Raw genomic sequence first — 24,245 nt, 5'->3', positions numbered from 1 at the left:
CTTTAAGACTGCTCCGGAACTCTTGTTATGACTAACCAACCATCATCCTCTACCTTACATTTTACATTAATAACATCAAAAAAGTTTATCATTTTATCTCTAAGCTCATTATCTTTAAAATGTAAACTAAGAATATCCGTGGTCTCTTTATGATTGTAAATAGCTTTTCCGAAATTAAATTTTGAATCATCTTTTTCTTTAAATTTAATTTTACAAAAGTCATAAGTATCGTTAAAATTTACATACTGCCTTTTTACAATACCTTTAGCAATAATATCAATAGTCCGTTCAACACGATTTTTATCATAATAATGTGAAGGGACATCCCTATTAGAAACCCTTTTAAACTCTTTATTTTTTTTATTTACTCTTATTGGACCAGGTCCTCCAACTTTTCCATACCTGTCATCAAAGTCTATCCCTCTTAATTTTTCTAATTTTGTAAATGCATAAATGTAGGTTTCATCTTCATAGGTATCGTATATGTATTCATCTTTTGGAATCATGTCCTTTAATAATATTTCTAACGCTTCAATTGTCATATTACCTCTTTAAGACTGCTCCGGGACTCTTGTTATGACTAACCAACCGTTATCTTCTACCTTACATTTTACATTAATAACATCAAAAAAGTTTATCATTTTATCTCTAAGTTCATTATTTTTAAATTGTAAGCTAAGAATCTCTAAATCCTTTTCTAAATCATAAAGTACTTTTCCAAAAGTAAACTTTTCATTTCCTCTATAATTTAACTTTAAAAAATTATATACATCACCTTCATTTACATATTTTCTTTTTATAATACCTTTAGCAATACTATCTACTGTTCTTTTTTTAGAGTTTCTTTTTCGTAATTCTGATGGTACATCCATGTAATGAACTCTTTTAAACTCTTTAGTTTGTTTGTCTACCACTATTGGACCTGGTCCTCCCACTCTTCCATACCTATCATCATGATCTATACCTCTTAATTTTTCTAACTTGGTAAATACATATATATAGGTTTCATCTTCAAAAGTTTTATAAATATATTTACCTTCTTCAATGATATCTTTTAATAATATTTCTAACTCTTCAATTGTCATAATCAAAACTTATTTATTTACATATTACACGTTTTGCACCTTGCAGGTTTGCTATCTTGGTTCTAATACTTACGGGTATATTTGGACTTCTTTCCATGGTTTCCCATACCTTAAATAAAAGTGGATCCTTATTAAACTCTGATAATATTTCTACTTTATTATCAAACTCTCTTACAAATTGCTGTAACTTCGTATATGGTAATCCTTCTAAAGTATTAAGAAACTCTTTGGGCATATTATCTACCCATACATGTATCTCTTTAGGTAAATCTCGTTTTAAATTGTTTCTAGAAATGTATGTATGGTCTTTATACAAAACTTCGAACACTTCAATGGAAGTAAACTTATCATCTATATAAGTTTTATCATATTTTGCTCCATTTTGAATATCTATGATTTCCCACTCTCTATTTGCCACCCTTCTTGCATTAAAAGCATGATGTGATGTAAAGTCTTCTATAAAATCTTCTTCATACTTTCCAACAAGTATGACACTTTCTTGGTGAATACCACTTAATTTAATAGTTAAGTTATCAAAATCAAGAGCGTTATGAATTTTTATATTATCAAAACCGAATACATCATAAATTAATTTATTAATCTCTTCTGGAGCAACACCTGCATGGTACTTTTTGGCTATTTCTTCAATAACTTCATTCGTACCTTTTGTAAATTCATTTTGATATTTAATAGCACAGGTAAAACAATTGTGATTAAGTTTATTAGGATTATGAATATCTCTCAACGCTAGTAATTCATCTACTTGTAGTTTTATAATGTCTTCTCTAAGCCCTCCAACTAAACTAAGATATATTTCACCATCATCAAGGTTTTTAACAACACTTATGTTCTTAATTCCTTTAGAACCCGCAGCAGTTTCTACTAACACGTTTTTAATGGTAGCTAGCTCTTCAGTATTTGTGATACCAGATGGTAAGAGTCTCTTGGAGTCTGAAAGTACTAATACATTACTTGAATTAAACTCCAAAGTTCCTAGGTTTACTTTTGAGCCTCCATTTGTATATATTAATGATGGCTTAAAGTCAACCCCTGAAGCTTCAATATCAATAATAGTGGGGGCTCCTTTTTTAAACTCTGTTACTAACTTTGTTCTAAATTTAAAATACGTTCTATAGTTAATTAATTTTGAAACAGGGTCTAATTTTTGTGGATTTTTATACTTTAAAACATAAAGCATCTCGTCTAATGCCTTAATAACTTCCTCTTTTTTCGCCGTACTTTCAATCGCATGGAATGCATCAACTGCATTATTTAAGTTCTCGGATTTTAGTATCGTTCTATTTTGCTGAATTGCCCCTGCAATGTTATCTATCGTATTTATAAATCCTTTCCCAGCCCTTCCAAGTCCTATAATAGCATCTGGCAAATCTTTTAAACTATAAATGGCAAATGCGGCATCCCAATATGCTAACTCTTCTTGTAAACCAGTATCTATTAACTCCTGTCTATTTACCGTTACATAAATATCGATAAGATTTGCAGCAACTTCAACATTTACTACAAATGGTGCTAAGCTTGCACCAAAAGTACTTGGGGCAGCAACTATAGCTAAGATATTTCCTACAACTCTAGCTACAGCCATATTCTGATCATCATCTACACTATCATCTAACCAATGAATAAATATTGCGGGTACTTTTAAACCTGTTCCTTTTTTGAATTGATGAGTTTTATAAGAACTATCTTCTCTAAAATGTATATATACATATTCAAGTGGAGAATAACTATCATTTATAATTTCGTGTCCATACCTATATAACTCTAAATTAATTTTATTATCGGTAAACTTGGTATCTAAGTAATAATTATCTCCTCTCTGTGCGCTTTTAATCCAACTTTCTCTAAAATAAGGAATATAATTATGTTCTTGACTTATAGGTTTTATATACTTTACAGCATCATAACTTGTGCCTGCTAAATAATTAACTTCAGCATACTCTTTAAACGCTTCTTCATTAATACCTGAAGTATCTCCTAATTTTACTTTCCACGAACAAATAGTAAATACAAAATTTGCTAATTCTTCTACTTTTACAAAATTATCAAGCTTGCTGAATGCATTTTTTAAGACCTCTGGTTTAGATTCAAAATATTTTACTAAATCTGCTTGATCTTGTGAACGGTTTTCTAAATTAGAAATAATACTTGCAAAAACTTTTTCTGTTTTATTACCCCAATCGTCTTCTTTAACGTCTGATAATTTTGTTAGAATATCTGTTCTATGTTTTATTCTATCACTTTCTTTTTTATTTACATATTCAGTATATAAATTCAGAAAATCAGGAATAATATCTTCATCTAATTTTTTAATTGATTCCCAAAACAACTTATAATCATCTTGGGTTAAAGTAATTAAGGTATTTTTTTCATCTCCTTCTTTAACAAACTTTACGAGCTTTAGTATTTGTTCGTCAAATTTATTTGTTATTGAGGTTATATCTCCATTATCTTCTCCATAATCTGTATGAGTTCCATTTGCAAATAGTAATAGTTCTATAGCTGTCTCTCTTTGGTTAGGGTTTATATAGTTCGTAATCTGTTCAGTAGTAAGCTGTTTTAAAATTTCATTAATTCTAACTGATTCAACAGCTACGAGAGATGGTGTAGTTACTTTAACAGTTGCTAATAAATTATGGAGCTCTTGAATTAAACTATCCCTTTCTTTTGAGAAAGAATTAATTAAATCGATATAAATCTCTTTTAACTTATCAATATCTAATTCTTTAAAAATATCTATATAGCTTTTTTCTCCATACTTTTGTTTAAAAAACGATTTAAATAATTCAGGTTGTGCATTGTTTAAAACAGCATACTTTGCTAAAATTGCATGCTTATTCGTCCAACTAAAATCTTTTAATATTGGATTCACATATTCAGCTTGTAACTCAAATTGAGAATTAAAAGGAGTCTCTTTGTATGAATACGACTTTGAAGGTTTTGGGTTTGCTCTATAGTTACTGAAAAATTTAGAAATACTGGTATAGTCATCTATCAAATTAAACGTAACTTGTTCTCCTGTATTTGGAGCAAAACTCAAATCCTCTCTAGAAATTTTAATCAACTGATAACCTGACTCAATTGTTCCACTTAAATTATAAGGGTCTTTATACTTTGTTGTATAATGGGGAATTAGTGCAATTACTTTTCCATCTTCAAATTTATTATAACCCTTTTCTTCTTTAGCTGTTCCATAAAAATGACCATCACTTAAAGATTTAAAACCTTTATATGTAAAAGTTAGATCTTCTTTTGTTATATCAGTAAAATTACTACTCCTATTAACTTCTGCACTAAAAGTAACATCGTTTATCTTAAACTTAATTAACGCACCAATTGGATAATCAATAAACTTATCAAAGTTATCTAAACCTGTACTAAATGTGAGTTCTTTTATACCTTTAGGCAAGGTTATATAACTACCATTAAGAGTCATAAAAGTATAAGTACCATCTGAATTTTTAAATTCAGATGGTATCAATTTAACTATTGTACTCTCCCCAGCCTCATCATCTTGAAACCAGTATAATTGAATACCCGGAGCGTGAAGTTTTTGCCAATCCATATGGCTAAAAGCAATTCCTGTTCCGTAACTCATTAAATATTCGTTTTCGTTTTTAGCGTTTTCAGCATTGTATTGATCAAACGGATGTTTCAATCCGAAGATACCATGTCCTAATTCATGAGCTGCCACACGTCCTGGGTCTTGTGTGGTAAATACAAAGCCAAACTGACGCTTTAAAGGCATAAACCCTTCCACATCACTAGCTAAAGTTATATTGGTCTTATCTATAAAAAATAGGTAATACTGGTCTTTCTTAGAACCATTTTTAGCGGTAAAATCATTAATAAAACCACGCTCTTCAGGAGTATAATTTGCCAGTATATCACTATCTCCATTATTTAATGATGTTATAGCTGTACTATAGTGAACAGTATCTATTTTAAAATGAACTCCTGCCTTATTATATATTTCATTAATACGTTCTTTAACTCCCGAAGTGGATGCTCCGTTAACTGAAATCAAGGTTAAATTGATTTCACGTTGTTGTACATGCCAAGTATTTAATTTACCTGCAATAGTATATTTATCGGTAGAATCTTTGGGTTTTACTGTGGCTAGTATTTCATCTTTTGCAAAATTAAACGTACGTTTTAATTGTAGGGTTGCTTCATTACCTAACCATGTTGTTTCTACTTTTGCCCCTTGTTTAGTTTTAAATACAATGTCGTCTTTTGTTTTTCCATTTGAAAACACCGCATTTACTTTAACCACATCATCAGCCTCAGGCTTATCTGAAATTAATTTATAGCGTACAGAATATTCTTTATTATCATGTGTTTTGATAAATTCGTATTCATTTTTATACTTCTCTGATTTTATAGACGTCTGATAAACATCAAAACCATAAAAACCTGACGGTGTAAAAGTTACTTGTACATCTTTATTACTAATTTCCTCAACATTTCCTGATCCAGAAATTCCTTCTGTATTATTATTATCAGGAGTACCCCCTTCTGCTGGCGTTCCACTAGATACATTACCTTCCTCATCAACTGTCCATTGCTTATCTGTTCCTTTAATAACTACGGGCTTGTCAGTTTCTATGGGGATTTCTGTTCCATCATTTAATACTAAAATTATGTCTCCGTTATCTGTTACTTTTACATCTTCTAAACCATCAACATTAGTGGCATCGTATACAGATATAGCACCATCATTTCCTGCAATATCATCAATAACTTCATCTACATCTAAAATACCTCCCCATGTAGGATCATAATCGGTTTCTACAACTCCCTGTGTCAGTTGTTTCGTTGTATTAATATGGACACTCTTAAAAACAACTTTTATTCTGGTATATTTACCTATATTAACATTTCCTCCCTTTCCATTCTCGTCGTTACTATCATTAGTAGCTATATTTACAGCATCAATAATTTCTTTAATATTTTCTAAAAAAGGTAACGTTATATATCCCCAACCACTAAAAACTCCATTACTTCCTGTCACTTCTCTTACTACTACAGGGAAATCTCCGGCTGTAAATGTATCATTTGCCTTTAATGTAGGTAATGGCTCGGTATTATTAATATCGATTTGCGGAGTGAATCCACAATTGTAATATGCCGCTTCATCATTTGAAGGAGTTGTGAATTCCTGAATATTAGAATAAGCATAGCCGGATAAAGGTGTACATTCTCCTCCTACTCTAAATTCATAAACTGTATTGGGCTCTAAACTATAAATGGTTCCTTCATTAGTGTAACTTTCCAGATTAAACCAGTCTTCATCTCCAAATCCTTTTTTTCTATATTGAATTTGATATTTTATATGATCAGATATTTGCCAATTAATTCTTACTGATTCTGCGTTTAAAGCCTGCGAAATGACAAAAGATGGCGGTAAACAATTTTCTAAATATTTAAACCAAAATATTTCACTTTTTCCATCGTTTTTAAATACCGAAGTTTCTTCTATACCATCACTAACAAAAGCTCTTACTTGCCAACCATACATTTTTCCAGACAATAATTGGGGAGCATCTGGTCCAACCAATAGTGTTGTGGTTTGTGTCGTGGTCTGATAAAATGGAATTGAGGCTAAAAAATTTGCTTGCGGGTTTTGTATATCCCACAATTCTTTTAATGTAAACTCGTATTGTACATTTGTTGCATTTGTATGTCTCGGCGTCCATGTAAATACTATATTTTGAGGATTTGTTGCGGCAACAATATTATCTCTAAACGGTAAATTTAAGATTGGTGGGTCATTTTGTAATAAATATATTGTTGTACAACTTTTTGATGATAATTTTCTATTGGTAAAATAATCATATACTTCAAAACAAAAATCATAACCTCCATTTGGTAATGGTGTATTGTATTGTTGTGAAGTAATTCCTGTTAAATTATTTACTTGAAAGTAAGGGCGTAAATCTAGATTTGTGAGCCTTAAATTAACTCCTCCATCAACATATATTGGTGTTTCTCCTATAAGTACATCATTGGTTGTTATAGAAAGCCCTTGCCCTTCTATATACATTTTCAACTTAATTCTGCGTCCTACCTCATTTACATCAGTAAGTAAAATGTTTACATATAATTTTTCATTTGATGTTGTAATATAATCGGATAATTTTACACTATAAGGGGGTATTACTTGTGGAGTAACTTGTACCGGGTATGTTTGTGCAAAAACAGATATTTGAAACCAGATAGTGAATAAGAAAAATAGTTTTTTCAGCATATTTTTAGTACTTAACATTGTTTTCATATACTTCTTCTTAATTAGCTTCTTTTTGAATTTTTATATCAACAAGTATATAGGAGCTTGTTGCTTGCTTAACAAATTGTTTAATTTTTATGGCTCCTTTTCTTTTATCTGATGTTTCAAAAGGGATAATTCTAGGGATAATAATATCATTAAATTCCTTTAATCCTTCATTAGTTTCAGTAAACATCATATTTGAAAATAAACTATCATTAGTCATAGTGTCAAATTCATTTTCTGACAATTGAATACTACAATTACATTTTTCTAAACTATTTATAAACTTTGTTACTTGTGCGTTAGGAATAGTAGAAAAGGCAACGGTAGATGCTTGAATTGGGCTGACAAATTTATTATAGGAAAAACTTTCATTTAATCCGAAAAAAACAAGGTCAATTAAACGACCTACATCATCAGTAATTTCATTATCCTTATATACTTTTCTTGTTTTTGTAGAAAAGAAAGCTCCTATTTTATTTTCTTTATGAGCTGTATTTATTCCTAATTTTATATTTTGAAAACTTCTTAAGTTGGTGTTTTTATATACTTCAATAGTTTTAGAAATTTCTTTTTCTTCTTTTCCATTGGTTACTTTTAGTTTTATTATGTGTACTCCCGGGGTTATAAAATCTATTTCGAGATTTTCTTCTGAACTACTAACTATATTGGCTCCTTCAAAAGACCATTGGAAAGCTGTTGCACTCACACTTTTATTGGTTAAAGTAACTTTTACAGGTATTTGATAATCATCATCTTCAAATGCCACTGAATAATCAAACTTAGCTTCTAAACGAGGTTTTACCTCTATCTTTTTTTCTAACGTATAATTTTCTTGTCCGTTACTTACTTTTAGTCTAATTGTATGCTCTCCAGTTGATGTAAAAACTATATTTTGTGGATGTTGCTCTGCGGATGTTTCAACATTACCTCCCTGGAAGAACCAGTCATAAGCTAATGCTCCTTTAGTTTTATTCGTTATTTTAACTTCTACAGGAGAAAAATTATTCTGTAAAATTTCTACATCGAAATCAATTATTATTGTAGGTTTTACTTCTATTGTCTTTGTTTTTATATCTATACTTCCATCTCTATTAGAAGCTTCCAAAGTAATAATATACTCTCCTTCATTAGCATAGGTTATGATTCCCGGATTTTTACTTGTAGAGGTTTCCGGCACTCCACCTTCAAACGTCCATTTATACGTATCTGCTCCATCTGTATTATTTATTATTTTTACTTTAACAGGAGCTGTAAAATCATTATTGACAACTTCCGTATCAAAATCTGTATAAACAGGTAAGGCTACTTCATTTACACAGGCATAAATAGAGATTATTGCTATTATTAAGCTAACTAAATATTTTTTCATTATTCAATAACTATTTTTCTAATTCTACGAGCTTTTGGTGTTTCTAATAGCAGAACATATATACCAGCCGGTGCTCCTAAATCATAGGTTATTTCATATTCTTTTTCTCCTTCCATTTTTTTATCTTCAATAATTGTATTGGCTGATAAATTGAAAAGACGTAATGAAATTTCTGCTTGTTTTTCTAATTCAATATTTACTTTGAATTTTCCTTTATTAGGGTTTGAGAATACGGTAAATTCTTTTATAAATGGATTTTTACTATCTCCTACATCTGTTAGATCTCTAGCTTTTAAAACATTTACTTTTTTAGTTGCTATTTTTTTACAATTACCCTCGAAAGAAATTAAAGAAATATCATAATTTCCCGGCGCCGGAAAGCGAAGTACTATTCCTTCGTTTGTTTTTTGTACTATTGTTACATTCGTAGGAATTTCCCACTCAACTTTTTCACTTATCGGATTTGACACATTAATAATAACGATATCTTCTCCTACAAAGGCTTGAGAAGTTACTATTAATTGTGCATCAATTACAGTTTCAGATTTATGAATTTGTATTTTCTTAGACACTACGCATCCATCTACCGTTGTTACTGTTAACGTATAAATTCCTCCTTCAGATAATACTACAACACTTTTATCACTGATAAAACCGTTGGTAGATTCCCATGAATATGATGCTATATTATTCATTGTTACATCATATTCTATAGTTTCTCCATAACATAAGGTTACTTCTTCTGGTACTAAATCGAAAGTAAATTCTTCAGCATCTTTAATAGAAATTGCTTTTTTAACTTGACAACCTTTTTGATCAGTAATTGTAACAGTATATTCTCCAGAACATAACTCTGAAATTGTATCAGTTGTTTCTCCCGTATTCCATAGTATTTGATAAGGTGGTAATCCTCCTTCGATAGTTAATCCTATTTCTCCGGTACAGCTCTTATAACAAATTTCATCTTTTACTATTTCTTTAATAGTTAATGGCGTAGTGTTTTGAAGCGTAATGTTACCTGATGTTTGACAACCGTTAGCATCAGTTATCAGTACAAAATAACTTCCTAAAGAGACATTTGTTATTTCACTTGTGTTTTGCCCTGAACTCCATGCATAGGTATACGGAGGGGTTCCTCCAATTACGTTTGATATTACAATCCAATCATTATTTAATCCGCAACCCGTTGCAGATGTTTGTAATGTAACTTCTAATATTTCTGGTTCAGAAATATTTAAATTGGCACTTTTAGCAGTATTATCATTAGCATCTGTTACTATTACATAATAAATTCCTTTTCCTATATTATTTAATGAGTTAGCAGTTGATAATATATTTCCATTTCCTTCTTTATACCATTGATATTTGTATGGGGGAATTCCTCCTGTTACTATTGAGTTTATATTTGCTGTATTATCATTATTACATAAAACTATGTTTTGTTGTTTGATAGTAGCTTCTAGTTTATCCGGTTGATTCACTATAAACTCTTTCTCTGTAAAACATCCTTTGCTATCAATTACTTTAACGATATAAGTATCTGCTCCAATAGTTAATAAGTCTTTTGATGAACTAATTATCTGTCCTAAAGAATTTTTCCATTCGTAAACATAAGGTTTAGTTCCTCCAGTAACGGAAATTTCAATGCTTCCATTAGTTAAACCAAAACCTGTAGTATTATTTACTTTTCCTTCAAGATTTAAAATTTCAGGTTGTGTTACTACTAAATTTATTGTTTTGATTGCTCCGTTAGTTTCTTTAAAATAACAATCATTACTATCTTTTATTTGTAAATCATATTCTCCTGCTTGTAGGTTTTCAAGAATGGTACTTCCTGTAAAAGATTGCCATATGCTATAAGCATTGCCATTTATTCTTTGTCGGTAAAAATAATTACCTGTTCCACCTACTGTCTCTATAATTATAGTCCCATTATTACTTTCAAAACAAGTTAAGTCAGAATGGTTAGCTGAAACTTGAATTATATTAGGTTCTGTAATTGTATATGTATTACTAACCGTTTCGATACCATTAAAATCGGTAACTTTAACATAATAATTCCCTGCCGGTAAATTGTATATTGTTTCAGTAGTTCCTACACTATTTCCTAAATCGGCATTATACCAAATAAAAGTATTTCCTCCTACACCACCTGTTACTAAAGCCTTTAGTATTCCTGAGGTTTCGCCATTACATTGTATCTCTTGAATTTGTGTTATACTAGCAATAAGTGGATCAGGTTCACTTAAACTATATGTTTCATTTAATTCACACCCTTTACTGTCAATTACTTTTATGTAATAATTACCCGCAGGGAGGTTCGTTATAGTATTTGTATTACTAATAATATTTCCGCTTTCATTTTTCCATTCTATAACGTAAGGCATTACTCCTCCAACCACAGTTACAACTATTTTTCCATCAGAAACTCCCGATCCTGTTGGTCGTGTTAATTCTTGTAATTGTATTTTATACTCATCGGGTTGGTTTATAGTAATCGTTTCTTGTTGTTGACATCCATTTTCATCTGTAACTTTTACAGAATAAATTCCTGCCGATAAGGTATTAATATCTTCTGTTTTTACTCCATTATTCCAGTCGTATGTATATACACCAGTTCCTCCTTTTACCGTTATATCAATGCTTCCGTCATTTCCATTAAAACAGGTTATATCTGTCTTGGTAAAGGCTATTTCAATTAAATCATTTTCTTTTAATTCTTCCTGTGAAAAAGCTATGTTACCATTAGAATCTGTTACAACCAATCTATATGTTCCAGCAACCGTAGTAATAGTTGGGTTTGTACTAATTATTGTAGAAAGATCAGATATATTATACCATTCATACGAATATGTTACTTCACTCATTAAATATCCTCCTATTACAGCTGAATTTAATACTCCAGTTTCTCCCTTACATGGTATGTTTTTATTTATTGTTAAACTTACTTCTAATTTATCTGGTTGTTGTAAAACGTATTCTTTATCTATGGTACAGCCTTTTGCATCTACTATTGTCATAATATAAGTTCCTGCAGAAAGTCCTGTAATAAAATTACTTGTACTTATAATTGTAGTTGTTCCTTTTAACTTTAATTCATAACTATAAGGTTCAGTTCCTCCTACAACATTTTCTATATTAATTTCTCCATTTGCTATTTCAAAACCTGTTAAATCTTTAGAAGAATCTTTTGTAATTGTAAGTACTGATGGTTCAGTTAGGGTTATTGTTTCTTCTTTTTGACATCCGTTTTCATCTGTAACTTTTACAGAATAAATTCCTTGAGCTACATTGGTTATATCTTGTGTTTGCATACCATTGCTCCAACTAAATGTATAAACTCCTGTTCCTCCGGTAACCGTTATATCTATTTTACCATCCCCCCCGTTATTACAACTAATATTTGTTGATACATAATCTATATTAATCGGATTGTTTTGTGTAAGTTCTATTTCTTTAGACTCGGTATTTCCATTAGTATCTGTTACTACTAACTTATAGATACCTGCAATAACTGTTATCTCTGGTGAAGTACCTATAATTGTAGTTGTATCATTTATATGATACCATTTATAATCATAGGTCGTTCCTGTTAATAAAAAACCTCCTGTTGTCTGTGACCCTATTGTACCTTTTTCTCCAAAACAGGCAATTTTATTAGCCACCGTTAAATTCAATACTAATTTATCAGGTTGAGTAAGAGTATATTCTTTTTTTATAGAACAACCATTTACGTCTTTAATTGTCATGGTATAAATACCTGCAGAAAGCCCTGTTGTTAGATTAGATGAACTAATTATTGAAGTTGCTCCTTTAATCCTTAGTTCATATGTATAAGGAGAAACTCCTCCTGAAACTTCTTCAATATTAATTTCACCATTTGCTGTTTCAAAACCTGTTAAGTTTTTTTGAGAATCTTTTCTTAAAATTAATTCGGATGGTTCTGTAACACTAATAATTTTTTCTATTGGAGGATTCGGACAATTATTAGAGTCTGTTACCACAACTTTATAGTCACCTGACTTTAAGTTTTCCAATACGTTAGTTGTTCCTATTTCTGCAACCTCGCCAACTTTATACCATTTATATATGTATGAACCTGTACCTCCTATTACATTTATGGTTATTTTTCCTGTTTTTTCTCCATAACAATCTACCTCTTTTACAGTTACTTTGTCAATTTCTACTTTACCTGGGTTTACCATTGTTTTCAAAGCATTGGCTTTTACTCCGCTTCCATCTCTATCTGTAACCTCAACTCCATAAGTTCCTGAACCAATACCACTCAATATAATAGCAGTTGCATCAGCTATAAATACCTTATTTCCTCCTCCATCAACTTCATACCAATGATATCTGTAAGGCTTTATTCCTCCAACAACAGATACATTCATTTTTCCATCAGTATCTCCATTACAAAACAATACTCCATCATTTGGTATAGTGATTGTAGCAATTAACTCATCAGGTTCTGTTATTATTTGATACAATTCATCAGTACATCCTTTAGCATCTGTTACTAATACTCTATAAGTTCCATCTCCTATATTAGTTATATTTTGAGAAGTTCCTATTACATTTCCTCCATCATTAAACCACTGATAAGTATAAGGTAAGGTTCCTCCTGATACTGAAATATTAATGCTTCCATCCGTAGCTCCGAAAGCTAATGGATTTTGATGACTATTATAGGTAACATTTAATTCGTTTGAAGGTTCATTAACAGTATATGTTTCTTCAATAAAACAATTATTTGCATCTGTAACCTTAACGGTATAACTACCTGTAAAAAGTCCTGCTATATTCTGTGTCTTTTGTCCATTTGACCATGAATAAGTATATGGTAATGTACCTCCATCTACTGTTAAATTAATACTACCATCATTTCCTCCTTTACAAGATACCGTCATGATAGATTTATGTATACTAATTGGAGCAATGGGTTGGTTTAAAGTTATGGTATTTTCATTGGTTTCTACCTCAACACTATTTAATAACACGGTAACTTTTACTTTGTAAGTGCCAATACTTAAACCTGTAATACTATTACTATTTGTTCCAATAGTTGTATTGGTAGCTCCTTCTACTTTAAACCATTCGTATTTATACGTATTACTAGCTCCGCCAGAAACCATTGCCTCAATACTTCCCGTGTTATCTCCAAAACATTTAATATCGGTTTTTGTTAGTTGTATTTCCAGCTTAGCAGGATTTGTAAGAACCATATCGGTAAACTCTTGAACACAACTATTGGCATCGGTCACTCTCACTTTATAGATGCCTGCTTTTAACCCTGATACATTTAGAGTAGTAGCAAAAGGAGTAGTACTTCCATCTTTGTACCATTGATAACTATATCCTGCTCTACCTCCTGAAACTGCTATATTTATAAATCCGTCGCTAGCATTATTAAAGGTTGGATTTCCATCAGTTATTTTTGAAACATTTAAGGCTGGAGGTTGTGTGATGGTAAAATTTTCTAATGAAGTTTGACAACCGTTCTTATCCTTTACTATATAAGTATATGTTTTTGCTTCTAAATCAGAAACTGAAATCGATGTGTTAAACTCCTCTGGTTTCCCTGTTGTTTCATCCAAAACTTCACTTCCTTCAAGAGTCAAAACATACGGAGAAGTTCCTCCAGTAATTGAGATTGTTACTGTTCCATTTTTACCTCCGTTACAAGAAACGTTTGTTACCGTAGCAGTTGGCGTAGACAATACTGGTGGTTGTATTAATGAAACTGTTTTAATTTCTTCATTATACTTATCCTTAACGGTTATTTGATATGTACCATGCTCTCTTCCAGTAAAATTCACTATTTTTTCTAATGTTGAAAAAGGAACAGTCTGTGTTTCCAAAATTGTTGAATTTCCACTTTTTCGCAATTCTACAATATAACCTCCATTACTTCGTGCTATACCTCCTTTAACTGTAGCTTTTATTGTTCCAGTGCCTCCATAACAATTTATACTCTGAGATACTGTTGCGGTAACATCAAATGAGGGAGGATTGGTAAAAGTAATTTTTTCACTAATTGCCTCACAAGTTTTACTTTTAATAATTACATGATATTCTCCTGGTTCAAGTCCATTTATTTTATTATTTACGTCTATTACTGGTTGTGGATTCATTAACACTGAGTTTTTGTACCACTCATATGAATAAGATCCGGCACCCCATCCGCCTACTGCCTTTATTATTTCAATAACTCCATTTTTAGCATCATTTGCAGTTATTTCTTGAACTGCTGCTAATTCAACTTCTAATTCTACAGAAGGTCCTCCTATTACGACTTCTTCTATTTTATCTGCAGGTTCTTGAGCCAACATAGTCATTACGTTTAATAAAAACATAATCACTATTCCTACTTTATTTACTCTTTTCATCATGAGTATAAATTTTTTATTCATAGAATTTTATTTACTTTGCTAAACAACCTTTACTATCTTTTACCTTAATTCTATAAGTAGCTTTTTTTAAGTTATCAACAATTACACTGCTATTCGAAAAAGATGTCCAATCTTTAACAACCATTGTAGTACCTCCTTGGAGTTCATAAATTATATATTCAAAAGTCCGTCCTTGTTCTCCGGAAACATCATAAATTTCGATTTTACCATCTCCTGACAGAAAACATGATTCATTATTTTTAAGTTTAGCCGCAAAAGAGACATTAGATACTATTTCTATTTGAAAAGTATTTGTTTCTTCTACAGAAGCCCAACTAGGATCATTTTGATTAATGGTACCAGCTCCTTTAATTGTTTGAAATTTTACATAATACTTTCCTTCATCTAAAGAGTCTAAGTTATTATCCCAAGTAAATTTATAAGTTGTCACACCATTATCTGTAACTTCTTCTAATACATCTGTAACTTGTTGTTTATAAGCATTAAAATTTCCAGGGCTAAACTCATAATATAAAGTAACTATTAACTTTTCGTTTTCTTCAAGTTTTCTATTTACTGTAAATGAAAAATTTCCATCTTTTTTATAGGAGCAGCTAGTCTTTCCATTAGATGGATGCATTACAATTTGGGGTGAGCAGGGAACCACTTTAAATGTTAAAATTTTACTACATAAATAAGCATATTGCTCACAATCTTTATCATAATATTTAACCCTAATATTTACATTGCTACCTATACCTGCACCTTCTATATTTTTAGCATCAAGTTCAAAAAAACTACCTCTTCTTCCATATGCTAAATAAGGTTTAAAGTTTCCTGTGCCAACAGAATACTCAACAGCATAACTTGATGTTTGATTACAATCATTGACATAAAACTTTAATGGTTCACAGTTTTTTAACTCGAGATTAGAAAATCCTTCATTGACATTACCAGAAATAAGTTTTGGATCTTCGTAAATTCTATATAAATTAAAATGATTAACTGTTATAGATCCGCAAGGTGGAAAGATATAATTATATGCTAAACATCCTTTTTCATTATCTACATTAGTATTCTCTGTTGAATCTAAAGTAGTTATTCCATTAGAATCCACGTTAGAATCCACACATGCCAACATAGAACTGGTTCGAAAACTAATATTAGTTCGGGCTACAACTAAATCTATAGGGTTTATAAATCTAACAATACTATCGTACTTAATATTTCTAATTTGGATAAGATCTGAATTGTATGATGTTATTACGCTTTCATTATAAACTATTTTTTTTTCAAGATTAGCATCAAGAGTAACCTTATAATTTCCACTGTAATTATCAAACGGAATATATTCTATATTAGATTTATTTGATAAATCTATATCGTATTCCAATTTATAACTATAATTCTTCTTTACCTTTGTTATCTCATAATCAAAAGAAAAATTGATAATAGCCTGTCCTCCACCATTGTCTGTACCTGTTATAGTTCCAGAAGAAAAATTATTAGAATCATATACTACATTTCTAGTTTCACTAACACTAGCTGTATATCCATTACATAACCCAACAGCATCTTGCTCATGTATATACGAAGAGAATTTAATACTCTTAATTTCATTAACAAAATACCTATCAACTAATTGAGATTTAACTAAATCATAAGGATTTCCTGTAAAAAATAAATCATAGGTATAATTATTAACATCTGTTACTGATAATCTAACGTGTTTGGCATCACCACACAAACCACTCTTAGCATACATTTGATAATTATAGTTTGTTATTTTAACATTATAATTATATTGCTGTGAGTACGCTATTATTGAGTAAAAAAACAATAAACTAAATAACTTTTTCATTTTGCTTTACATCTGTAATTATCTCTTATCTTTATTCTTTAAATTAGGAATTTCCTTCCAACCGGTATTACTGTAATATTCCCATACTAAACCTGACACATCATGATATTCTGTACCTGAACACTTATCTGCATACTGCCCACATGGACCTCCACAATCACAACTTGGATCATCATTAAAAAAGTCAAAATAATCTAGCTTAATATTAACATTATCTACAGAAGCATTATGTTTTACTTGACGATAAGATAAACTATACCAATACTGCCTATAAGAATCAGAATAACTATCAACTTCCGAATGCAAAACATACAATTCCGACTGGCAAAACCCATTAATAAAAAACAACAAACTTATACAGAAAAGTATTCTTTTTATCATACGTTAATACTTAACTTCCAACCTTTTGATTTGCCCAAAACTTCCATCTTTAAAAACTGGTCTTAAGATGTATATGTATACATTATTAGGATGCACATCTTCATCAACTATTCTAGTTATAACCGGAGGTACATTTCTTAAAAGAGTAGTTTTTTTCTCTTTAACTCCCTTATAAACCATAATCTCTGCTATACTTTCTTTATCAATTATTTTCCAAAACAACTCAATGAAAGCATTAGTTTTGTCAATATAAGTTCCTGCATTTTTTATTCCGGTTTCCAATATATTCTTTGGAATTTCAACCGTCAAGTAGTCTTCATTTGTAGATTGCAAGCCACTATCATCAATAGCTTTTATTAAATATTGATAATCAGTTCCTCCGTCTATATTTTCATCAATCCAGTCTGTGTAAGATATTTTTAAAGAATCTTTTGGTAAAGAAGTTATTAAATTCCATTGAATGCTGTCTCTAACTCTTCTATAAACCTCATGCTTTTCTACATCTGTACTCTGACTATTAGCCCATTTTAAGTATACTTTGCCTTCTTTTGCTTGATATGAAGTTATTACCGGTGATGTTGGAGGGATAAAATCAGGTTTTTTTAATGTTAGCACATCTGAAAATTCAGACATATTGAACCGCTGATCTACTGCTACAATTTTATAATACACTTTATCATTCAAACTTTTAACAGATATACTGTCATAAAAAATAGTAGCTAAATGTGGACTTACCGTGAGTTGTGAAAATTCTTCATTTTTGTTATTCCCTCTAAAAACTCTGTATCCTAACATATCTGGTTCAGCATTTGCTTTCCATTTTAAAGTTACCACACCTAAACTATCCACTTTACCTTCTAAGTTAATTGGTTTTTGAGGTGGTATTGAATCTACAGGTTGAACTAATACCGGATACGACTCTCTATTACTTCCATTTTTTCCAATAGCAGTAATTGTAAAATAATTTGTTGGGGTTAATTCATCAAATTGAATTTTTCTTTGAGTTGGTTTTATAGTATTAATTACTGTTTTATACACTCCATCAACCTTATCACTTTGGTTTAATTTAAAACCGGAAATAAACTCATTACCTTCATTCATAAATTCCCATTCTAAAATCACACTCTTATTATCGTTTATAATTTCTTTGGAAGAAATTTTAGGAACATAAGGCAAAACTTTTAATCCTTTTCCTGAAATAATTTCAGAAGGAGGACTTAATTCACCAAAAGGAGTTCTTCCCTTTACTCTGTAATAATAAGTTTTGTTATTAATAATAGAATCGGTATAATAAATCCTTTTAGTGTCTACTCTGCCTCCACTATTTAATGTGGTATAAGGTAATTTATTAAGTTTTTCAAAAGAAACACCATCTTTAGAACGTTCAACAAAGTAACTGTTATATTCATTAATGTGTATTGCATAATTCCAATTTAACATTACCTTTCCATCATCAAAAATTGCTGCTAAATCTAAAGGTTTAGGCAATTCTTGATAATCTTGTAACCCAACAAACACACCTCCGTCTTTAATAAGCATTTCATTCTTAGGCACAAGCGGATATACTTTATAAACATACTTTTCAGTCGATTTAACTTCTATATCTTCAAAACCTAACCCGGCTAATTTAGCTACTTCAAAATCTTGATCTGCAACATATAAAGCCCATGTAAATCGTTGTTCCTGCTCCTGAGACATATTAATAATTCCTTCCAAAGTTCCTTGCCCCTCCACATTAAAACTCTCTCCAAAAATAGCTTGAGCCATGACTGCTGCATTGTTATTTTTTTCAATAATTTTCATCCACTCTTCTGGTTCAGCAGGTTTAAAAAGACCTAAATCCTTTTCAATAGGTTTTGACAATGTTTGCCCGCTAATACTTATTGTAAATCTTTTAAGTTGGTATCCAAATGTATTTAATTTTCGAAATGACATTGGAGTATTAGGAGCCCATCTTAACATTATTTTATTACTAGGGTGCGGCCTGCTCAACACTTTAATTTCTGCTTTTTCTGAAGTATTTTGCGCCATAGTTATAGAAACTAAGCATACATAAACTAATAAAAAGACTATCTTTTTCATCTAACTAAAATGGATTTTTATATTTAAATATTGCTTTACTTCCTAAAATATTCCCTGGTAAAACATATTGCATTTGTACTTTATATTTCCCTGAGCTTAAAGCCGGAAAAATTCCATTTATTATGTAATTATATTTCTGAATTTGATTTGCATATTGATCCGGATAATTCAAGTATTTATTAACTACTTTATATTGTAAATCTATAAAGTCCATTTTATAATGATATGGTAAGTGATACCTGTAAGGTATTCTCTTATCTAATAAGGAAAAATTCGGGTTTTGCTTTAAATAAGGCACATACCATGTTAAAATATCAACTCCTTTTTTAGGAGGCATCCCTAACTCATTTATATTTCTATTAAAAGTAAAATCAGCTTCTAACGGGTATCCTTTATATATTAAATTATAAATTTTATTCTCATAATATGAATCATCCAACACTGCCTCTACGGTTACCAATGCTTTATAATCTGAATATTCACTTCCTTCCAATTCAATAGCATCAAATCTTTCTGAGCTTTTAACATCTGTTTGAATAGCATGTACATCAGAATAAATAGGTTCTAAATAATGTTGAGTAACATCTTTTGCATTGATTTTATCAGCAAACAAATTGTATTGGCTTGTGTTAAATGAGTACTTTAATAATTCTGTTTCTGCATCATTACTAATTACTTGTTGTACATCTTTATTTCTTATTTTAACAGTATTACCTTCTTGTCCGGTTTCTTGCGTTGTATATGAAATAGTATTTTCTTTTTCTTCTTGATTTTCCGGAGTACTAATTAGGTATAATGTATATTCCTTTTTATTTATGAGCTTAGCAAAGTTAAAATTCACTTGTCTTTCTCCTTTATTATAGCTAACCGTACTTGATGCTAAATGTCCTTCTGTGTTTGCATAACGAACAGCTTGTTTCCAATTTGTCTCTGGAGTAAATAAATAAGGTTGCCCTCTTTTTAGCTTTACATACCCCGATGTTCTTTCTTTTTGATAAAAGAATTTTTGATCAATTACCGGATATGAATACACTATATTTTTAACAGGAATATAATCTGGTGCTTCTCCTGTTGTAAAACTTCGTTCTTCTATTTCTTGTGCTTTTGTACCATTACTCATGATTGTTACCCAAGTACCATTTCTTAATTCTTGGAAACTCACAGCTACTTTTACTTTTATTGTTGATTTTGGTGGTAATACATCAAAAGAAACAAAATTAGTTACATCATTAGATGCACTCCAATCTAACTCACCTTGAATAGCAGTTCCATCCTTAGTTACTGTAAACTCATCTAACAAAATTCTATAGGTTTTTACTCCTTGATCATCTTCTAACTCAAATGCTTTATTAATTTTCATGTTAAAAGCAGCTTGTGGAGTAGTAAATACATCTACCTCTGAAGATTCATTATCAGGCGATACTCCGGATATAATTTTAAGACCTCCTAACGGTGCTCCTCCTATAATTTCACATTCATCTCCCAACTCTATTTTAAATCTAAATCTACCACTTACCAATCCTCCTAATAAGCTATAATGACCGCCAACATACCCTCTAAACCAAGATGGGTTAGGTAATTTAGCTTGCAATAACACGGCTGCCCCAGCTTTAATTATTGGTATTTTTTTCTTAATAAACCATAATTTAATTTTAATCCCTAACTCTCCTTCTAAGTATGCGTAAGCTTGTCCGTTGGCATACCATCCGTCAACACCTATCTGACCACTTCCTTTGCATGCTGTTTCACCATAATCTTTAATCATTATATCAAAACCTAAACCTGCTCTGAATCTGGCATAGAAAATTAGGAAAGTCATATCTCCTGTGTCTACACTTAAATCCATTCCTATAGCAAACCCTCTTCCATCACCCAAAGCGTTTAAATCACGCATGTAATCAAGTTTACCTAAATCTACTCCTAAAATATCCGCTACTGCTTGCGGAGGTGGTGGGCTTCCTGGGATTTTATCACCTATCATTAGGTAAGTTGTTGCTTTAATACTAAACGAACCTATACCTACTCTTAGCCCTATTCTATCTTTAGGAGTTCCCATATGTATATACCAACCATCCGGGCCTGTATGAAAAACTGCCCAACCGGCTCTTCCTCTAGGACCTACTCCACTGAAAAAATTCCCCGGTGTATTTACATATACTTCCATTTCGCTATGAAAAGAATTATTTTTAAAATCCATTTCCATTGAAAAATGTGCATCTATTCCGGCATCAAAAGTTAACCCGTCTTGTGGAAATGCTACTTTACTATACTCTGTAAGTTTTGTTTCTTTAAGTTTTTGAATAACGGTATTATTCTCTCCAAAACCATTGATTTTCTCCTGCATAGCAGTCAATTTTTGTTTAAACTTATCGCCAAACTTAAAATCTATGGTTTTCATAATATGGGCTTCTCCAAAGAATAAGATTCTATTAAGACCTCCATGGGTATTAAAAGCCATTTCAAAACCTACCTTTCCATTAAATGCTTTTTCATTACCTAATGCAAACCCTAACATAGCTCTAAATCCTAGTCCGGAGTTTTTATCCGGCGCATAGTCCATTCCTGATGGTGGTCCGGGTGTTTTTACCGGTGTACCTTCATAAACTAATTGAGGTGGATTTGTTTTTTTAGTCATGTGATAGTAAGCTCCACCTCCAAAACCATTAATTTCAACAGGTCCTATTTTCGGTTTGGTTGTTAAACCTGACAAATCAGCGTAAGCATCAACATACCAATACCTAACTTCTGTTTTTCCAAACCATGCGGTTGCTTTTACGTTTATTTTATTAAAGTCAGCTTCTAACTCACCATAAAAACCATTTCCATAAACAGGGTCGTTATCTTTAATATCTACTAATCCTTTAAACTTAACCTTTCCTAAATCTGCTGCTACCTGTATTCTTCCAATATTTATTTTATCGAATTTCCATCGGTGCATGTTTTCTTCTTCACTAAATTTTCCAACTATCTCTAATTTTGTTCCTCCGGAAAAACCTTTTCCCATTAGATTTACATCTAATGCAAATGTTAAAGACGCTTTTTGGTCATTAGCCGTTACTCCTATTTCTGAAATCGTCACCGGGAATTTTGCAAATTTAACTTCGCCTTTATACCCCATATAATCTACCTTAAAATAAGGCGATTCTGTTTGTAGCTGCAATTTTTCAAATGTAACTCCCTTAAAATCTACAACTCCTTTTTCGCCATTTTTTAGTTCTGCTTTACTGGCATTAATATTTAAACTCCCGTGTAAAATAGCTTTGGGTCTAAAACTTCCTTCTGCAATTTTTAACTCTATTTTTGAATTTTCTAAGAGCTCAGCTTTTGCTTTAAATACATTAAATTCTAGCTTTTTTAAAGGTGCTAAACTTAAATTATACTCATCTTTTTCTACATCAATTATAGCTTCATATTTAATAGCTTTCTTAGCTAACTCTTCTTCTGTTAATTTTGCAGCTTCTTCTCCATTAAGTTTCTTTGAAATCGGTAATACAATACTACCGCCAAAACCAGCTCCTGTTAATTTATTTGCTTCAAGATTAGCATATAAATTTTGTACTGAAAACTGCCATCCAGAGGCACTTCCTTTATCAATAGACAGTACATTCTCTGCAGAAAAATCACCGGTTATTCCTTCATTATCTAATAATAAGTTTACAGCATTAAGCGTTATCCTTTTATCACTCTTATTTTCTTTAAATTCTTTAGGTAAACTAACTTTTAAGGATTGAATAAAAACTCCTCTCCATAGTTCTTCATTCCCTTCAATTAAATATTTACTTCTATAACTATTAGAAAACTTTACATCTTGTGAATTTCGAATATCACTAAAATCAAAAACGGCTTTACTAACCTCAAAAATTAAACCTGCTTTACCTCTACCATTCGTTTTCTTTTTATCTGTAATTTGGAATGGTGTTAAACTTACTTCTGCAATTATATCATTCCAATCACTAACTACAACTTGAAAACTTCCTTGAACTCTAGCTTTGGGATCTTCAATCTTTTTTAAATTTGCATCAACAGGTTCTAGCAAGTCTCTTGAAAACAATACATTTGCTGCAATTCCTATCTCTTTTATACCGGAACAATCTATTGTTACATATGTTTTGTGATCAACAGCTCCGGTTTTCATATCAAAACCTCCTTTAAGTTCTAATAATGCTTTATTACCATTTATTGGAATTGGAATGTCTCCTAATAAAGAAATGTTAGTGTCACCTACAACTCCACCTTTATGTGAAATCTTTAAATTGTCAGCTCCAAAAAACAACACGATTTGACTTCCGTCTGATCTTGACTGTGGTAATATTAACTTAATAAAGGCTGTTACTTCCGTATAATTGGGATAAAACTTAGCCTTGCTAACCCCCAACACTGTTGTTAACCCTCCAACTTTCTTTTTTACCCCAATAGGCAAACTTATCATGTCATCGGCTCCTAAAACATCTACATAACTTCCCTTTTCTTCCAATTTTTCGAAAATAGCAGATGCTTTTGCTATTAAACTATCAACCTTAGGATTTTGCTCATAGTTATTTTTGATATATTCTTCGTTAAAATCAGCGCTAATTAATCGATCGAATAAAATTGTTTTTTCTATATTTTTAGCTATTGTAGGAGCAATATCTGTAGCAAATATAAACGTGTAGGTAACTTTAATAAATAACAAAAAAATCAGTAGAGTAATTTTTTTCATAGGCTAACACTTTGATTATTTTAATATGAGGCACATTATTATAGCAAAGCTGCAAACTTACTACTAATTTTCAAACTGTTAAAA

The 24,245-nt window shown here is 30.9% G+C and carries 9 protein-coding genes; all 9 read right to left on the bottom strand.

The window, feature by feature from the left end; all coding sequences use genetic code 11:
- Positions 1–2: 2 nt before the first annotated feature.
- Genes ACQY1Q_RS02020 through ACQY1Q_RS01980 form a run of 9 tightly spaced genes read right to left on the bottom strand, consistent with a single transcriptional unit; the run spans position 3 to position 24,161 of the window.
- Positions 3–542 (bottom strand): hypothetical protein, encoded by a 540-nt coding sequence (locus ACQY1Q_RS02020; protein WP_431003612.1) that lies wholly within the window; start codon positions 540–542, stop codon positions 3–5.
- A gap of 9 nt (positions 543–551) precedes the next feature.
- On the bottom strand, positions 552–1,085 hold the full coding sequence (locus tag ACQY1Q_RS02015) for a hypothetical protein (RefSeq protein ID WP_431003611.1): 534 nt from the start codon (positions 1,083–1,085) through the stop codon (positions 552–554).
- Between the two features lie 13 nt (positions 1,086–1,098).
- Complete coding sequence (locus ACQY1Q_RS02010) at positions 1,099–7,380, bottom strand: hypothetical protein (protein ID WP_431003610.1); 6,282 nt, start codon at positions 7,378–7,380, stop codon at positions 1,099–1,101.
- 10 nt (positions 7,381–7,390) lie between these two features.
- On the bottom strand, positions 7,391–8,746 hold the full coding sequence (locus ACQY1Q_RS02005; RefSeq protein ID WP_431003609.1) for a PKD domain-containing protein: 1,356 nt from the start codon (positions 8,744–8,746) through the stop codon (positions 7,391–7,393).
- A complete protein-coding gene (locus ACQY1Q_RS02000) occupies positions 8,746–15,138 on the bottom strand; it encodes a hypothetical protein (RefSeq protein WP_431003608.1) in 6,393 nt (2,130 codons plus the stop codon). Before ACQY1Q_RS02000 ends, ACQY1Q_RS02005 begins: the two co-directional genes overlap by 1 nt.
- A gap of 31 nt (positions 15,139–15,169) precedes the next feature.
- On the bottom strand, positions 15,170–16,999 hold the full coding sequence (locus ACQY1Q_RS01995) for a hypothetical protein (protein ID WP_431003607.1): 1,830 nt from the start codon (positions 16,997–16,999) through the stop codon (positions 15,170–15,172).
- Positions 17,000–17,017: 18 nt separating this feature from the next.
- A complete protein-coding gene (locus tag ACQY1Q_RS01990; RefSeq protein ID WP_431003606.1) occupies positions 17,018–17,380 on the bottom strand; it encodes a hypothetical protein in 363 nt (120 codons plus the stop codon).
- Between the two features lie 3 nt (positions 17,381–17,383).
- Entirely contained in the window at positions 17,384–19,462 is a 2,079-nt protein-coding gene (locus ACQY1Q_RS01985; RefSeq protein ID WP_431003605.1) for a fibronectin type III domain-containing protein, read from the bottom strand.
- Positions 19,463–19,466: 4 nt separating this feature from the next.
- The gene (locus ACQY1Q_RS01980) at positions 19,467–24,161 is read right to left on the bottom strand and encodes a hypothetical protein (protein ID WP_431003604.1); all 4,695 of its coding nucleotides are present in this window, start codon (positions 24,159–24,161) and stop codon (positions 19,467–19,469) included.
- Positions 24,162–24,245 lie beyond the last annotated feature (84 nt).

Origin of the sequence: Tenacibaculum sp. TC6 (assembly GCF_050606265.1) — a bacterium.
Classification (GTDB): Bacteria; Bacteroidota; Bacteroidia; order Flavobacteriales; family Flavobacteriaceae; genus Polaribacter.
The sequence above is the reverse complement of the archived record's forward strand: the minus strand, read 5'-3'. Positions and strand labels throughout refer to the sequence as shown.